Source organism: Pseudocolwellia sp. AS88 (genome assembly GCF_030551755.1).
Taxonomy (GTDB): Bacteria; Pseudomonadota; Gammaproteobacteria; order Enterobacterales; family Alteromonadaceae; genus Pseudocolwellia.
Genome location: NZ_JAUPEC010000023.1, coordinates 27,890 through 43,547, shown reverse-complemented (window position 1 = coordinate 43,547; position 15,658 = coordinate 27,890). Strand labels below are relative to the sequence as shown.

The window sequence follows — 15,658 nt, the reverse complement described above, 5'->3', positions numbered from 1 at the left end:
CTGAGAGCATTTAAATTTGTGCTTTCAGCTACTAGTAACCCATTAATATTCAGCTCTATTATTATAAAGCTATCAATTAAAGGGAAAGGCTAACCCTTTTTAATTCGCTTCTAACCAAGTATCAATTAGATATCTTGCGATAGAGCCTTTACGCGGAATTTTATAGTGTTCATCTTCATCACCCCAATTACTGAAAGCTCTAACTTCATCAGCTGTAAACCATTTAGCATCTCTGATTTCGTCATCATCTATTTTAATTGTAGGATCATTAGTTTTTGCATAAAAACCTAACATTAATGAACTTGGAAATGGCCAAGGTTGCGACTTAACATATTCAACATCATAAACATTCAAACCGACTTCTTCTTTAACTTCGCGTATAACACCTTGCTCAAGCGTTTCAGCAGGATCAACAAAGCCTGCTAATGTAGAAGCACACATCTCAGGTGAACGGTCATGTTCAGCAAGTAAGCATTGTACAGGTCCATTCTCTGGTTTGTATTCAACCAACATAATAACTACGGGATCAGTTCTGGGGAAAATCTCTTTTTTACATTCGCTATTAGTACAGCTAATAGAATGACCACCATTATTCGCTTGTGTGGCTGTTCCGCAGAAACCACAAAAACGATTCGATTTATTCCAGTGAAGTAGATTGTTAGCAAAGCCTAAAATTGACGCTTGTTCATGACTGGTAAGTGCAAGTGTCGCTCTTAAGTTAACCAACTCTAAGTTGTTACTAAATACATTAGGAAGCTCAGCTTCTTCTATCGATGAAATATCAATAGCAAAGATTGGAGTTGAGTCATTTATCCCCAAAAAAACAAGTTGATGCGTTTTAACCTTGCTGGTTAATTCTGAGGTTAATATCTTATATTTGCTCTCCCCTTGCAGAATAAATAAATCATTTTCAACAAAGAAGAAACTGTTATGACATACAGGAATAATTTGACAGTTTTCCTGAGCTAATTGCGCCAATAACCATTCATCGTCTTTACGTTTATTTGAAACACGATCTAATGTCATTTGAGTAAATGAACAGTTTGCAGCAGGGTTATTCATGTAAGTTATCCTTAAGACTCATTCCCTTAATGAATAACATATCAATAACTTAAGACATGCTGATATTCAGGGATTTTTATAATGGGTTGGGAAGTATTTTTTAAAATGGATAGGCTACACATTACTTACGATAATTAAAACATTTTTATCGAGATTAGGTTTTCATTCTTGTGTGGAATGTGAAAGCAAAGCTAAAGCTTAGATGCTCTTAAATAAAGCCAAATATAAGCAATAAACTCAGATTTAAATTAAGGTTCTACGCGCTTTCTTAAAGCTTTAACATTACCTCGTTGCTTTTTATGATCGATTCGTTTTCTTTGTGAACTTCTTGTTGGTTTGGTTTCTCGCCTAACACGCTGCACTACAGCGATACTTTTAATTAATTCTTTTAAACGACTAATGGCGTCGTCTCTGTTCTTTTCTTGAGTACGATGAACTTGCGCCTTAATAATGATTACACCATCTTTGGTAAGTCTTTTGTCTTTTAATGCAAGTAGCCTTTCTTTATAAAAATCAGGCAATGATGATGCATTAATATCAAACCTCAAATGAATAGCCGAAGAAACTTTATTAACATTTTGTCCGCCAGCACCTTGAGCACGAATAGCATGAAGTTCATATTCATGATCTTGAAGTACGACAGTATTAGAAATTATCACAAGGAACCAATTAGTAGACTGAGTTAGAAATAGTGAAGAAAGTATGTCAGGAGTCTCCTCCTGACAAAATTTAGGCTTTATACCTGAGGGTGATTACGAGTTTAAATTCATTTCTTGCACACGCTCATGTGCAATTATAGGGGTTGTTGGTTCAGGTTTGCTATGTAAATTTGCCTTTAATTGACCTTTTCTGTGATTAAGGGCTGAATCTAGCTTTTTCGCTGCTGCTGCGATTGCAGGATATAACAAATCATTTTTTGCTGAAGTTGAAATCCTACTACCTTCATAATTGGTGATTAACTCCGTGTGAAATTGCCCATGCTCCTTAGAAAGGATGACATCTAATGTGATGATTGTCGGAAAGTGGCTTGCTATCTTGGCAAACTTTTCTTCTAAGTGCTCTTTGATTGAATCTTTAACTTCAACATGATGACCAGAAAGATTTATTTTCATAGGTTTTCCTTTTAGTTGTTACTCATAAATAACCTGAGGGCTTACAGGTAGAAAGACAAGCTTTTTTAAATGATTTTTTCTTAAATACTTATAACCTCTTGTTTTTGTTGATTAGATATTTATAAATAAATGACAGTAAATGTTTCTATACGCAGCGAATTACAATTATTGTTTATCTAATAGCTTTAAAGTTTGATAACTCAGTGTTAGTTAAACACTTTTTAACCGAGTGATAAAACCACCCACCTTAAAGACTCAGTTTTAAGTAAAGCACCGCTTTTGAATAAAGTAAATGCTGCTTTAAAATTTAATTGTAAATGATTAAATAAACGATTTATTTTCTTTAAAACAACTTAGGTTAGATGTTGTTTTTAAGGTATATTTAAAGAGAAGCTTTCATATAAATATATTTCTTAATCAAAAATAAAATCATCTATGAATGTAATGTTTACGTTATAATCACTTGCTATAATACTATTAATTAATTTGAACTCTCGATGTAAAATTCGTTCAAATTATTTGTGAAAATTCTATTGTTTTTTGTTTATCTCCTAATTTGGATCTATGAATGTTTGATGATATCCGCCCTTATCGAAATGATGAGGTAGCTACTGTAATAAAAAAGCTAATTAATGAACCTGCATTGCAATCATCAATTGCTAGTATAAAACTTCCTTCAATACACAAAACTGTGCCGAAGTTAGCGCAACTTATCGTTAAAATGTACCTAAAGGTTCGTTCGAGAAAAGTGAATTCAATTGATGATATTCAGCAAGAAGTGGCTAAATATCTTTACCATTTAATTGAAACTAGCTGTTCTAATTTTTCCTACAACGGTATTGATAAAATAGATCCAAACAAACCTTCTCTGTTTATTAGTAATCACAGAGACATAGTGCTTGATGTTGCCTTTGTTAACCTAGCTTTATACCAAAGTGGAATAACAACAGTTGAAGCTGCTGTAGGCGATAATTTGTTAAATCAGCCTTGGGTATCTGATTTAATGCGCTTAAACAAAAGTTTTATCGTGAAGCGAAGTGAAAAAACAAAACGCGCAATGCTAACGGCATCTAAAAACCTTTCCAGCTATATTCATCACACACTTAGCGAAAGTAAACAAAATATCTGGATTGCTCAGCGTGAAGGTAGAGCTAAAGACGGTATAGATAAAACTAACTCTGCACTTATCTCTATGTTATTACTTAATAAAGGTAAAGAACGCAGTATTGCGGAATATTTAGAAGAGCTTAATATTATTCCTGTTGCCATCTCTTACGAGTTTGATCCTTGTGATAGAGACAAAGCAAAAGAGTTAGCAGCTAAAGAAGCAACAGGTGAATATGTAAAATCTGAGAACGAAGATTTTGACAGTATTACTCGAGGTTTAGTAGGTAAGAAAGGACACGTACATATTGAATTTTGTGATCCTATTTTAGGTGACTTTGAAGATAGTAAAGCTATAGCTCAAGCAATTGACACTAAGATTATTGCTAACTATAAACTTTATGATAGTAACCAAAAGGCTTACGAAGTATTAAATAATACTCCTGTTCCTGCTGAAGAAAACCCTCTGAACAATAGGCTTCAACAACTCACTAAAGAACAAAGACAGTGGTTATTAACCATGTATGCCAACCCTGTTTTTGCTAAAGAGTCACTTAAAAGCTAACTCAAAACATAGCGAAAAACCTAATTCGCTTACTATTTTATTAAAATGATAAGCGAGGTAAGCTAACGACATTTACTTTAATCTCTTTAAGCGTAAATGTCGTTTTTGAATCAAATTCAACTTACCAATCTAATCAATTTATTCAACTGACTTTTTCAGATATAAAGCTGATAACTAAATTATAGTGATTGAGCGTATTCTATAGCGCGTTTAAGATCTTCTGGCGTATCAACACCTTCAACAGGTACAGTTGATTCAGCTACTGCCACATGAATTTTTTCACCTTGCCATAAAACACGTAACTGCTCTAACGATTCTATTTGTTCAAGTTGGCTTGCTGGCCAAGTAACGTAGTCTTTAATAAAACCCGCTCGGTATGCATAAATACCAATATGTCTTAAATAGAACTCGCCAATTTCAGTAACAATATCTTTATTTAAAAAACGATTACGATCGTAAGGGATCGTTGCTCGGCTGAAATACAGTGCGTAACCATCTTTATCACATAATACTTTTACAGCATTTGGATTAAAAGCTTCTTCTACATCTGTAATTCTTATCGCTAAGGTTGCCATTCTTGCGCTATTTTGAAGCGCTAAATTATCAGCCACTTGCGCAATATTCTCAGGTGGAATAAAAGGTTCATCACCTTGTACATTCACGATAACTTGATCATCTGAAAACTTATAGGTTTCCATCACTTCGGCTAATCGTTCAGTACCTGACTGGTGATCACTGCGAGTTTTACACACCTCACCACCAAAACCTTTAACAGCAGCTTCTACTTCGTCATTGTCTGTTGCAACAATCACTTGGCTAGCACCGGTGAGCTGAGCTTTTTCTACAACCCATTGGATCATAGGCTTTCCATTAATATCCGCTAATACTTTTCCTGGCAATCGAGTAGATTCGTATCGAGCAGGTATTACGACAATAAATGACATGTATGTGAACCTTGTATTAGTTAACCTCTGCTAAGGTTAGTTATTCTTCAGTAATTCTGCGTGCTTCGTTCTCTAAAAGAACAGGAATATTCTTTTCTATTGGGTAAGCTAAGCGATCAAACTTACAGATAAGTTCTTGTGCTTCTTTGTCGAAATCTAACTTGCCTTTACATACTGGGCACGCCAATATTTCCAATAACTTTGTATCAAATATCATGATATTTCTCTTTTGATTAATTTATTGAAGATTAGCTTTTTTCACCAATCCACTTATTTTATCTAATAATGGTTTTACTGCTTGTTCTGAAAACTCTGCACCTACAGGTACATACCACCAATGTTCTTTCGCAAATGCTTGGCATTTAACCGCATCTTTTTCTGTCATCAATAAAGGTATTTCTGTGTTAAATTGGCTTAAATCACTATCAGTAAAATGATGATGATCAACAAAGCCAATAGCATTATTGAGAGTAAATTTTTGTTGACGAAGTGTAGTAAAAAATCGTTCAGGATCTCCAATCCCCGCCATAGCATTAATTGTATTATTTGCTTTAAAAAACACTTGAAGAGACACTTTCTCGCCAGTTTTAATATTACAAACAAACTGCGGACATAAAATCATTTCTAAATGATGAGTTACCTGATGAATAGTGCTTTCAGGTTTTAATGCACCGTTTGAAATAACATAATCAACAGTGTTTAAACGCCATTTACCTTCACGTAAAGGGCCTGCAGGTAATAAAAAGCCATTGCCAAATTCTCTTTTCGCATCAACAATGATTAACTCTATATCTCTTGCTAACCTGTAGTGCTGTAGCCCATCATCAGCAATAATGATATTACAACCTTGTTTTGTTAGTAACTTAGCTGCAGCGACTCGGTCAGAGCCCACGACGACAGGAACATGGCATCGAGTGGAGATTAAGATAGGTTCATCCCCAGCTTCATTTGCCGTACTGTTTTCACCGAGTAAATAAGGATAATGTGGCGCTTGACCGCCATAACCTCGGCTAACAACTCCAGGGGTTAATCCAAGTTTTTTACACTGTTCAATAAGAAATATAACGACAGGCGTTTTGCCATTGCCACCAATACCGATATTACCCACAACAATTACAGGGGCTGATACTTTAAAAGATTTAAACAAACCCCAACGGTAGAATAATCGACGTAAGCTAGTTAATACGTAAAATAGCAGCGTAATTGGCAATAACAAAGGTACAAGCAACCATTTAGCTTGATGTTGTTTGAACCATACTTTTTCAATTAATCGCATAACTTCAACTAACTAAATTGAAAACGATGTAATTGTGCATAAGCACCGTCTTTTTCAAGCAATGATTTATGATCACCCTGCTCTATAATTTCACCTTGATCCATCACAATAATAGTATCGGCATTTTCTATAGTCGATAATCGGTGAGCAATTACAATACAAGTACGGTTTTGCTGCAGAATTTGTAAAGCATCTTGAATGTGACGTTCAGACTCTGTATCTAGTGCGCTGGTTGCTTCATCTAAAATTAAGAATGGAGCGTCACATAGCAAGGCACGTGCGATAGCAACTCGCTGACGTTGTCCGCCTGAAAGCAAGGCACCATTTTCACCTACGTTGGTATTTAAACCATCAGGCATTTTCTCGGCAAACTCCAGAACATGAGCACTTTTTGCAGCATCTCTAATTTCTTCTTCTGTGGCATTAGGATTTCCGTAAGCAATATTATTCGCTAAGGTATCGTTAAACAGAACGACTTGTTGTGATACATAGGCAAACTGTTTACGCAGCTCTTGAAGTTTGTATTGAGTAATATCTTTTCCATCAATAAGCACTTCGCCTGAGGTTGCATCGTAAAAGCGCAGTAATAATGAACTTGCTGTTGATTTACCACTACCTGAACGTCCCACAAAAGCAGTTGTCTCACCAGGGTTCACCGAAAAACTTATTCCTTTCAAAGCTAATTCATTATCATTTTTATACGAAAAACTTACATTATTAAAAGCTAAAGAACCTTTCGCTTTAGTGATATGAATAACACCACTGTCTTTTTCTTTCGCTTCATCTAATACTCTAAAAATACTTACGCTTGCTGCCATACCATTTTGAAATTCGCTGTTGACTGTAGTCAGCTGTTTTAAAGGGCGAAGTAACATGGTCATACAAGTGATCACCGTAATAAAAATTCCCGGAGTTAAACTTGCTTTCATTGATTCAAGGTTAGCGACATAAAGTACGAAGGCTAAAGCAAAAGACGCAATGATTTGAATAATAGGAACACTTGCTGAACTAGTAGCAACTAATTTCATACGTTGTTGACGGTTGTGCTTATTAATTTTACTGAAACGTTTATATTCACGCTCTTGACCGTCGCAAGTTAAAACAACTTTATGAGCGTTAAATGTTTGCTCTGCAGCACTAGTAACATGCCCCATGGCACTTTGAATACTTTTACTCACGCTTCTAAAGCGTTTAGATACGACAGTAACAATAACAGCAATAATTGGCGTAATAAGAAGGAAAATTGCTGATAATTCCCAACTTTTATAAAACATAACAATAAGCAAGCCAATAACAAAAGCGCCTTGCTGAATTAACGTGATTAATGCTTTGCTCGTTGCTTGCAGAACTTGCTCTGTATCAAAGGTAAGTTTTGAAATAAGAGATCCCGTAGATTCTTTATCATGAAAGGCTACAGGTAACGACATAATGTGTTCAAAAAGATTTTGCCTGATATCGGCAACAACATTGTTACCTACCCAAGCCAAACAATAATTACCAATAAAATGACAAATACCGCGCACAATAAAACAAACCACCACAAAAAGTGGAGCCCATTTCATAAAATTAGGATTAGCTCCCGATAAACCTTCATCTATCAGTGGCTGTAATTGAGAGAAAAACAGAGTATCAACACCTGCATAGCCCAACATACCAAGAATTGCAGCAACAAACCCTATTTTATAGGGCTTTGTATACGACATAAGGCGTTTAAAGTTTTGCCATGTTGTTGCTTCAATAGATGTTTCATCACTAACATTAATGTTAGTTTCTGCAGTCTCTTTAGACATTAAGTCTCTCATTCTTTTAATAAATACCTGTCTATTTTACCGATATTTAAGGCTTACACCAACTAATTGACGATCAATTAATTAACTAAGCTTTGGTTAATGGTTTTATCATTCATTACTTGTTGATTAACAATAAACTAATGAGCAAACCAAAATGGATACATTTGCTGCTTATATGATGTTACTTTCATCTGTTGTTTATTACTGCTATGTGTTGATTTAGCAATGTTTTCATCAAGTGTGTTTTCGTCAATAAAAGTTTTTATTTCAATCATTCCTGCCTCTGCAGTATTGAAAGCTTGAATATGCTCATCTTTATATCTTTGTTGAACAACTTCAGATGGCATGCGCCATCTATTCATAAAACCTGCACTATAAATGACATATTGGGGTGATACCGCCTGAATAAAAGGCTGACTTGATGATGTTTTTGAACCATGGTGAGGAGCGATAATAACATTGCTTTTTAACAACGAGGCTGTACGTGTGTCAGCAAGAAGTAACTTTTCAACGCGTGTAGAAATATCCCCTGTTAGTAACACACTGCTTGAGCCATCACTTATTTTTATAACACATGAATCGTCGTTTTCATCTCCCATATATTTAGGATCATCTAAAGGCCATAGTACAGTAAAGGTTAAGCCCTGCCAGGTAAAGAAATCGCCCTGTACGCACTTGCTATCAGCTTTCAACTCAGCATCATTAGCAACTAACTCTTTAATATGAATAGACTCCTGTAAAACACTTAAGCCCCCTGCATGATCATTATCACTATGACTAATAATAACTTTATCTAACGATTCAATTCCTTTGAACTTTAAATAAGGTAGAACCGAAGCCTCAACCATATTAAATCCACTTGGATAGCTTGCTCCCGTATCATAAAGAATTCCTTTATTATTTTTTTCAATAAAAATACTAAGTCCTTGACCAACATCTAATACGACAACTTTCCAATCAGAGTCTTTTTCATTGTTAATAATCAAATAAGAAATTAAAGCACTAACTAACAAAATAAAATAATAAGCATAGTTCCTCTTTAAAGATAAGAAACTGATAAGTCCAATAACAGATAAAACTAAACTAATAGCGGCTACATCAACAAATGAAACATTTATTGTTGCCCAAGGTTGTTGAGCTAAGTAAGTTAACCAAATCCATAGAATCTCAATACTCAATAAAGATAACTGATATAAAGCCTCAGATATTGAATGACTAAAAGGCATAATTAATACAGCTAATAAAGATAATGGGATACTGGTAAAGCTCATTAAAGGTACAGCAAATAAATTAGCAAATATTGCTACCAGAGAAAGTTGAAAATTAAACAACATAGAAATAGGTAACATAAAAGCACTCAAGCTAAGTTGTACCCAAAATAGAGATTTAAGCCAGCTAGTTAATTTATTTTTACCTGTAAAAGTATATTTAAACCGCCAAACGGTTAGTGAAATTAGACTTACTGCATAAAAAGATAACCAAAAGCTACCACTTATTAAACTCATGGGTGTAACCATAATTACAATAAAAACAGTAAGAAATAGCCAAGTCACTAAACTACATTTAATACCCGCCATTCGAAAAAACCAAAATAATAGCAACATGATCAATGCTCGTACTGTTGGTAAAGAGAATCCTGCCAAATATGCATAATAAAAAGTAAGGCTGCAGCTAAGAAATATAGTTAAGTATTTAATATTAATAGATAAGATGAAAAAGTTAAGCTTGGATGGTTTAGCGATAAAGAAATGTAATGGAAGAATTCTTATTAGCATATTAATAAGTAAGAAACTTGATGTGGCGATTAAACCTAAATGTAAACCTGAAATCGCGATCAAATGTTGGGTATTCGTTTTATTTAAAACATCCCATATATTTGCTTCTATGGCGCTCCTTTCGCCAAAACTTAAGGCTGTAAGCAAAGAAGCTAATTCGTGTTCAGGTAACAAGCTAAGAGATTGTGAATATAAATGTTGCCTGATACTAGGGGAACTTTTTAGTGAAAAGTTTTGAATAAGTTCGCTATCACGAGGTTTTACTACATAACCTGTAGCAACAATTTGGTTTTGCCTTAACCATACTTGATAGTTAAAGCCTCCTCTATTCGCTAAACCATTAGGAGGTTTAAATTTTACAGTTAAATTAAACTTACTACCTTGTTGAATATTTTGTTTAGTCTTATTCCAATTAAGACGAAGAATAAAAGGATGTTCCAACACTTGTTGATTTAAGCTTAAAACTTCAAAGTTAAATTTATAATTAAATCTGGATTCAGCCTCTCCTTCTTTATTTTTTGAGCTAATAATAGTTTTAGTCGGAATAGTTTTGACTTTACCTATTACGGTATGAGGCGTGTTAAATAGCTGAGTTGTGTCTAAATGGTTGTTATTCCATATCTCGTTATATTGAAAACCATTAAAAAGGATCCAAGCCGATCCAAAAAATAAACCACTAACAATTCGCGTTCTTTTACTAAATAAACACACTCCTCCTAATGCTGTAAACAAAATAACACAAAAAAATTGTGGCACTATTGGCATAAATAGTGACAAAATAGCTCCAATAAAAAATGTGATTAGCCACCTATCCATAGTGATTAATTCCCCAAAAAGCCTAGATTATTGTATATATGCCTAAAAAGTTTCTTAAGCGCTTAATGCCCGATCCCCACTCTATAAAAAACAATAAATATTTACAAATTTTTGGTGGTTTATTGCACAACGCTAACCTTTGGCATTTAAACAGACGTTCGGTTGCGAAAGCATTTGCTGTAGGTTTATTTTTTGCATTTGTTCCTGTACCGTTTCAAATGGTACTTGCAGCGGGAATAGCTATTTTAGTTAATGCTAACTTACCACTTTCAATTGCTCTTGTTTGGATAACTAACCCATTAACCATGCCTGCAATTTTCTATATTTGTTATTTAGTAGGGACTTGGGTAATTAATGCTCCTGAAAAAGAATTTGTTTTTGATCCGAGTTGGCAATGGGTAAGCGATAGCTTAACAACGATAGGTCCAGCATTTTTATTAGGATGTTTAATTTGTGCGACACTTTTCTCAATTCTTGGATACGTGGCTATAAACATAATTTGGCGTTCTTCAGTAGCAAAAGAATGGAATAAGCGCAAAAACCTTAGAGTAAAGTAAACAAAACACGCAGGTTTACTGAATGGGCGCTATACTTGAGAGTAAGATAGCTACGGGTAGTAATCAATTTCAAAGAGAATGATAATGAATTCATTCAAATCCTTATTCTTGGCATATTTAAATGCTGGGGCTAAAACATATAATACAGATGAAGAAAATAAAAAAATATTTATCCTTCATCTGTTCGCTCTAATTGGCACTTTAATTACTGGAGTAGCTGCCATATTTGCCTACTCGAATCAAAATTTCAAACTATCTCTTATATTATCTATAGTTAGTTTCGTTTTTACTTTAGGACCAATAACACAAAAATATATAAATAATTATCGCCTTTCGTCTTCGATAATTTTATATCAGGTCTACTTCCTCATGTTTTATTTACTTTCCAGTGGTGGCGCTAATAACACAGGTCCTTTATGGATTTTCTTAACAGCTCCTGTCACCTTTTTTATCTGTGGATTGAGGGTTGGAATATTCAATTTATTATTATTCATAATCGTAGCTTCAGTGATTTTATTAACTCCTCTTGATGCTTTTGCTATGGCATATTATCCACTTGATTTTAAATTACGCCTTCTCTCATCTTTTATCACTGTATCAGCATTAAGCGCGCTTTATGAATATGCCAGAGAAAGTTCTTATAGAGCCATGCGAGATATGAGCGACAAATTTGAAAAGCTATCCAAAATAGATCCCCTCACACAGTTATCAAATCGAAGAGATGCGACACTAGTTATTGAATACGAACAACGTCGTTTGATAAGAAATAAAACAGAGCTTAGCCTCATTATTTGTGACGTTGATAACTTTAAAAAGATTAATGATAACTATGGCCATAATATTGGTGATTTAGTACTTACTGAGCTAGCTAATATATTCAAGTCTTGTGTGCGCACTCAAGATACTGTTGCACGCTGGGGTGGCGAAGAATTTTTGTTTATTCTTCCTTATACAAGTACAGAGCAAGCAGCTATAACAGCCAGAAAAATACACAACGCTATTAAAGAAAAATCACCACTGTCAAGTGAGCATATATTTGACGTAACGGTTAGTATGGGGATTAGCACGTTAGTAGATGAGAGTAATATACGTTCAGCAATATCTGAGGCTGATAAAAACTTATATAGAGCCAAGAACTCAGGTAAGAACAAAACATTTACGAATGATGATGAGATACTGCCAGATTAGGACGTGTTATTTCTTGAACCACTAATTTCGTTTAATCTCCCCCCTTTATTATTTTACCGCTGATTTGAGAAGTGGATTAATTCAAAAATCAGCGACAAACAAATTTCTAATTAATTATAGCTGCCCTAACACTTGTGCAGGATCGACTTTAGTTGCGCTCCATGCGGGGTATAATGTTGCCACTAAAGAAAGTACTAAAGCTGTGATAACGGTTACATAAACATCAGGGTAATGTAAGTAAGAAGGTAAGAAATCAATAAAGTAAATATCTGAAGAAAGAAAATGAATACCAAAAAACATTTCTATTTCTCGAATAATATCTGTTAAGTTATTTGCCAAATATATCCCCGATAGCGCACCAAAAGTAACACCAACAACTCCGTTAACCAATCCTTGGATCATAAAGCTAAGCATAATAACAAAAGAACTAGCGCCCATAGTTTTCAATATAGCTATATCACCTTTTTTTTCATTTACTGCCATAATAAGCGTCGAAACTATATTAAAGCTAGCAACAGCAATCACAATAATAAGTACAATATACATCACCATTCTAACCAGCTGAATATCATTAAAAAGATGACCTTGATCATGAGTCCAATCTGACACATAAACGTAATGATCTAATTTATAAGCTGCTTCACGGATAATATTAGGAGCATTAAATACATTATCAACTTTAATACTTAACCCTTGAGCTTGACCAGGTGTGTATCCCATCAATGACGAAACATTATCAAACATCATATAGGCATTTAAATCATCAACAACACCACCAAACTTAAATATACCCACAATACTCACCTGTTGAGTAAGTGGAATAGGAAAACTCTTATTAACGTTATGATTACTTTGAAGTGAAATATTTTGCGGAAGTAATAGCTGTACTGAATCACCTACCGACAAGGCTAACTTTTTAGCGATACCAGCGCCTATAATAATGCCATTATTCACAGATAAATCATTCCATTTACCTTCAACAATATAATCAGCAATGGACGAAACTTGTCGCTCCAGCTTTAAATCAACACCTTTGAGTTCAATACCTTTAACCTGCCCTTTATATTGCATCATTCCAGAAACATTAATAATAGGCGCCGCAGCAATAACATGCTCAGATTTCAATACTTGTGCTGCTTTATTATTCCACTGAGAAATAGGTGTATTTACCCCAATAAGCTGTCCATGAGGAATAACAGAAAGTAATTTGTCAGCTAGCGCTTTTTCAAAACCATTCATCGCAGATAAAACAACAATAAGTACCATTACGCCTAAAGCAATTCCAATCGTAGAGGATGCAGAAATAAAAGAAGCAAAGCCATTCCCCTGACGGCTTCTAACGTACCTTAATGCGATAAATAAGCTGAGTGGTTTAAACATTTTTTAACAGCTTCCATCAATTTTAGGTGAACCTGGTTTTAATTGACCTTGGATTAAGGTTAACTGGCGATCCATTTTACTTGCTAAAACTAAATCATGAGTAACAATAACAAAGCTTGTATCTAACGTAGCGTTTAACTCTCTAATTAGGGTATAAATCTGCTCCGCAGTATCAAAATCTAAATTACCTGTGGGTTCATCAGCCAATACAATCGATGGATTTGTTACTAAGGCTCTAGCTATTGCCACACGTTGACGTTCTCCTCCTGATAACTCGGAAGGACGGTGTTTATAACGATGAGACAAGCTAACTTTAGATAACATTTCTTCAGCTGCCGCTTTTGCTTCTTTTGGTGAAACACCACGAATAAGTAATGGCATGGCAACATTTTCAACCGCTGAAAACTCCATCATCAAATGATGAAACTGATAAATAAAGCCAATATGTTTGTTACGAAAGCTCGCACGTTCTTTATCTGATAATGAATGCACATTCACATCATTAATAATAACCTCACCTGAAGTAGGAGAATCAAGAACACCTGCTATATGTAAGAAGGTACTTTTTCCACAGCCTGAACTTCCAACAATCGCCAATAATTCTCCAGAGCCAACGCTAAGGTTTAATTCATTAAGTACTTTGGTTTCGTGCTTACCATTAAAGTACGACTTTGATACTGCTTTACACAGTAAACGATCACTCATTTCGTAAAACCTCTGCAGGTAATGTTTTAGATGCTTGATAAGCAGGATATAAAGTAGCTAAAAAGCTTGTAAATAGTGCTGATGATATGATGATAAAAACCTGATTTACATTAAGATCAATTGGTAAATTTTGTCCTGCAAAAGCAGAACCTAAAACACTCACACCAATTAGAGACAAAATACTGTTCAAGTTTAATGTGATTAATATGCCTAATACTGAGCCAATAATGACACCCCAAAGGCCATTAGAAACCCCTTGAACAATAAAGATATTTAAAATGTTTTTTCGGTTCATACCGAGTGTTTGCAAAATGCCTATCTCACCTTGTTTATCGATAACCACCATAACAAGTGCTGAAACAATATTAAAAGCAGCAACAGCTATAATTAAACTTAGCATTAACCACATCATATTTTTTTCCATCTTCACAGCTGAGAACAAAGCCCCTTGGCTTTCATTCCATGTTGTTATGTCTAAATTAGGTAAATTCTGACTGATAAGGTCTGACAGTAAGTCAGCATTAAATGCATCATCTAGGTAAAGTCGTAAATGACTAACACCATCACCTTTTTGCTTTAATAACTTAGCCCCATATTTGCTGTGAACGTAAACCACAGAGCCATCAACTTCAGATCCTACGTTGAAGACACCAGAAACAGTAAAGGTACGTTGAACTGGGATGCGGCCCATAGGTGTGAATATAGTTTTATTGGGCAATACAATACGAACTGTGTCTCCTATCGATACATTCAGCTTATAAGCCAAGGCTTTACCGATAACGACAGAATAAGGAATATTATTTAAAGACTCTAAATTGCCAGAAACCATGTTCGAATGAACAATATTATGTTCTTCATATTCTGGAATAATGCCGACAATCAAAACACCTTGTAAAGCTTTACTAGATTGAATTAGAGATTCAGATTCCAGTAGTGGTGTTACATGCTTTACATGAGGATAAGTTAAAAGTTCCTGACGAGCGTCTTGCCAAGTATTAAAGGTTCGATGGCTTGATGAAGATGACTCATTTGTCGATTTTAGGTCCACAACAATATGCGGCACTATACCTAAAATCCGCTTTTTTAATTCACCTTCGAAACCATTCATCACAGAAACTACAGTGATCAATGATGCTACACCTAAAACGATACCAGCTATTGAAAAGAAAGTAATAAAAGATACAAAACCAGAATTTCTCTGACTTCGACTATAACGGAGACCAATAAAAAAGCTTGCAGGTAAAAACATGAATAGTGTTATTCTTAAATAATTGATTTTATATTATAAATCAAAATATAAATTAAAATTCGATTAGGCTGATAATTTATAGCATAACATAATCGAGTAAAACTCTATTGAGAATAATTACGCAATTTTGTAATC

At 34.6% G+C, this 15,658-nt stretch carries 14 protein-coding genes; 3 read left to right on the top strand and 11 right to left on the bottom strand.

Annotated features, from left to right (window positions below):
- Window positions 1–99 precede the first annotated feature (99 nt).
- From nudC to raiA, 3 genes are all read right to left on the bottom strand, one after another.
- On the bottom strand, window positions 100–1,062 hold the full coding sequence (gene nudC / locus Q5N69_RS14645) for an NAD(+) diphosphatase (RefSeq protein ID WP_304369807.1): 963 nt from the start codon (window positions 1,060–1,062) through the stop codon (window positions 100–102).
- Window positions 1,063–1,310: 248 nt separating this feature from the next.
- The gene (gene arfB / locus Q5N69_RS14640) at window positions 1,311–1,721 is read right to left on the bottom strand and encodes an alternative ribosome rescue aminoacyl-tRNA hydrolase ArfB (RefSeq protein ID WP_304369806.1); all 411 of its coding nucleotides are present in this window, start codon (window positions 1,719–1,721) and stop codon (window positions 1,311–1,313) included.
- Window positions 1,722–1,814: 93 nt separating this feature from the next.
- Window positions 1,815–2,174, bottom strand: coding sequence for a ribosome-associated translation inhibitor RaiA (gene raiA / locus Q5N69_RS14635; RefSeq protein ID WP_304369804.1), 360 nt, complete (start codon window positions 2,172–2,174; stop codon window positions 1,815–1,817).
- A 568-nt stretch (window positions 2,175–2,742) separates the two neighbouring features.
- Between raiA and Q5N69_RS14630 the strand changes: the two genes are divergently transcribed.
- On the top strand, window positions 2,743–3,843 hold the full coding sequence (locus tag Q5N69_RS14630; RefSeq protein WP_304369803.1) for a 1-acyl-sn-glycerol-3-phosphate acyltransferase: 1,101 nt from the start codon (window positions 2,743–2,745) through the stop codon (window positions 3,841–3,843).
- Window positions 3,844–4,022: 179 nt separating this feature from the next.
- Here Q5N69_RS14630 and kdsB read toward each other — a convergent pair whose 3' ends face one another.
- The 5 genes from kdsB to Q5N69_RS14605 form a co-directional block, all read right to left on the bottom strand.
- Complete coding sequence (gene kdsB, locus Q5N69_RS14625) at window positions 4,023–4,787, bottom strand: 3-deoxy-manno-octulosonate cytidylyltransferase (protein ID WP_304369802.1); 765 nt, start codon at window positions 4,785–4,787, stop codon at window positions 4,023–4,025.
- A gap of 40 nt (window positions 4,788–4,827) precedes the next feature.
- The gene (locus Q5N69_RS14620) at window positions 4,828–5,004 is read right to left on the bottom strand and encodes a Trm112 family protein (protein WP_304369800.1); all 177 of its coding nucleotides are present in this window, start codon (window positions 5,002–5,004) and stop codon (window positions 4,828–4,830) included.
- A gap of 21 nt (window positions 5,005–5,025) precedes the next feature.
- Window positions 5,026–6,063: a tetraacyldisaccharide 4'-kinase gene (lpxK, locus tag Q5N69_RS14615; protein ID WP_304369799.1), complete on the bottom strand. Its 1,038-nt coding sequence runs from the start codon at window positions 6,061–6,063 to the stop codon at window positions 5,026–5,028.
- Window positions 6,064–6,071: 8 nt separating this feature from the next.
- Complete coding sequence (gene msbA, locus Q5N69_RS14610; protein WP_304369847.1) at window positions 6,072–7,766, bottom strand: lipid A export permease/ATP-binding protein MsbA; 1,695 nt, start codon at window positions 7,764–7,766, stop codon at window positions 6,072–6,074.
- A 224-nt stretch (window positions 7,767–7,990) separates the two neighbouring features.
- Window positions 7,991–10,444, bottom strand: a complete 2,454-nt coding sequence (locus tag Q5N69_RS14605) for a DNA internalization-related competence protein ComEC/Rec2 (RefSeq protein WP_304369798.1) — start codon at window positions 10,442–10,444, stop codon at window positions 7,991–7,993.
- 38 nt (window positions 10,445–10,482) lie between these two features.
- On the opposite strand from Q5N69_RS14605, the gene Q5N69_RS14600 reads away from it, so the two are divergent.
- Together Q5N69_RS14600 and Q5N69_RS14595 are read left to right on the top strand one after the other, a co-directional pair.
- Window positions 10,483–11,001 (top strand): DUF2062 domain-containing protein, encoded by a 519-nt coding sequence (locus Q5N69_RS14600; protein WP_304369797.1) that lies wholly within the window; start codon window positions 10,483–10,485, stop codon window positions 10,999–11,001.
- Window positions 11,002–11,085: 84 nt separating this feature from the next.
- Entirely contained in the window at window positions 11,086–12,189 is a 1,104-nt protein-coding gene (locus tag Q5N69_RS14595) for a GGDEF domain-containing protein (RefSeq protein ID WP_304369795.1), read from the top strand.
- A 114-nt stretch (window positions 12,190–12,303) separates the two neighbouring features.
- On the opposite strand, the gene lolE is transcribed toward Q5N69_RS14595, so the two are convergent.
- The 3 genes from lolE to Q5N69_RS14580 are packed head-to-tail and all read right to left on the bottom strand — an operon-like array spanning window position 12,304 to window position 15,523.
- Complete coding sequence (lolE, locus tag Q5N69_RS14590) at window positions 12,304–13,569, bottom strand: lipoprotein-releasing ABC transporter permease subunit LolE (RefSeq protein ID WP_304369793.1); 1,266 nt, start codon at window positions 13,567–13,569, stop codon at window positions 12,304–12,306.
- Between the two features lie 3 nt (window positions 13,570–13,572).
- Window positions 13,573–14,274 carry a lipoprotein-releasing ABC transporter ATP-binding protein LolD gene (gene lolD, locus Q5N69_RS14585; RefSeq protein ID WP_304369792.1) on the bottom strand — a complete coding sequence of 234 codons (702 nt, stop codon included), beginning with the start codon at window positions 14,272–14,274 and terminating at the stop codon, window positions 13,573–13,575.
- Window positions 14,267–15,523 carry a lipoprotein-releasing ABC transporter permease subunit gene (locus Q5N69_RS14580; RefSeq protein WP_304369790.1) on the bottom strand — a complete coding sequence of 419 codons (1,257 nt, stop codon included), beginning with the start codon at window positions 15,521–15,523 and terminating at the stop codon, window positions 14,267–14,269. The genes lolD and Q5N69_RS14580 overlap by 8 nt, the downstream gene beginning before the upstream one ends.
- Between the last annotated feature and the right edge of the window lie 135 nt (window positions 15,524–15,658).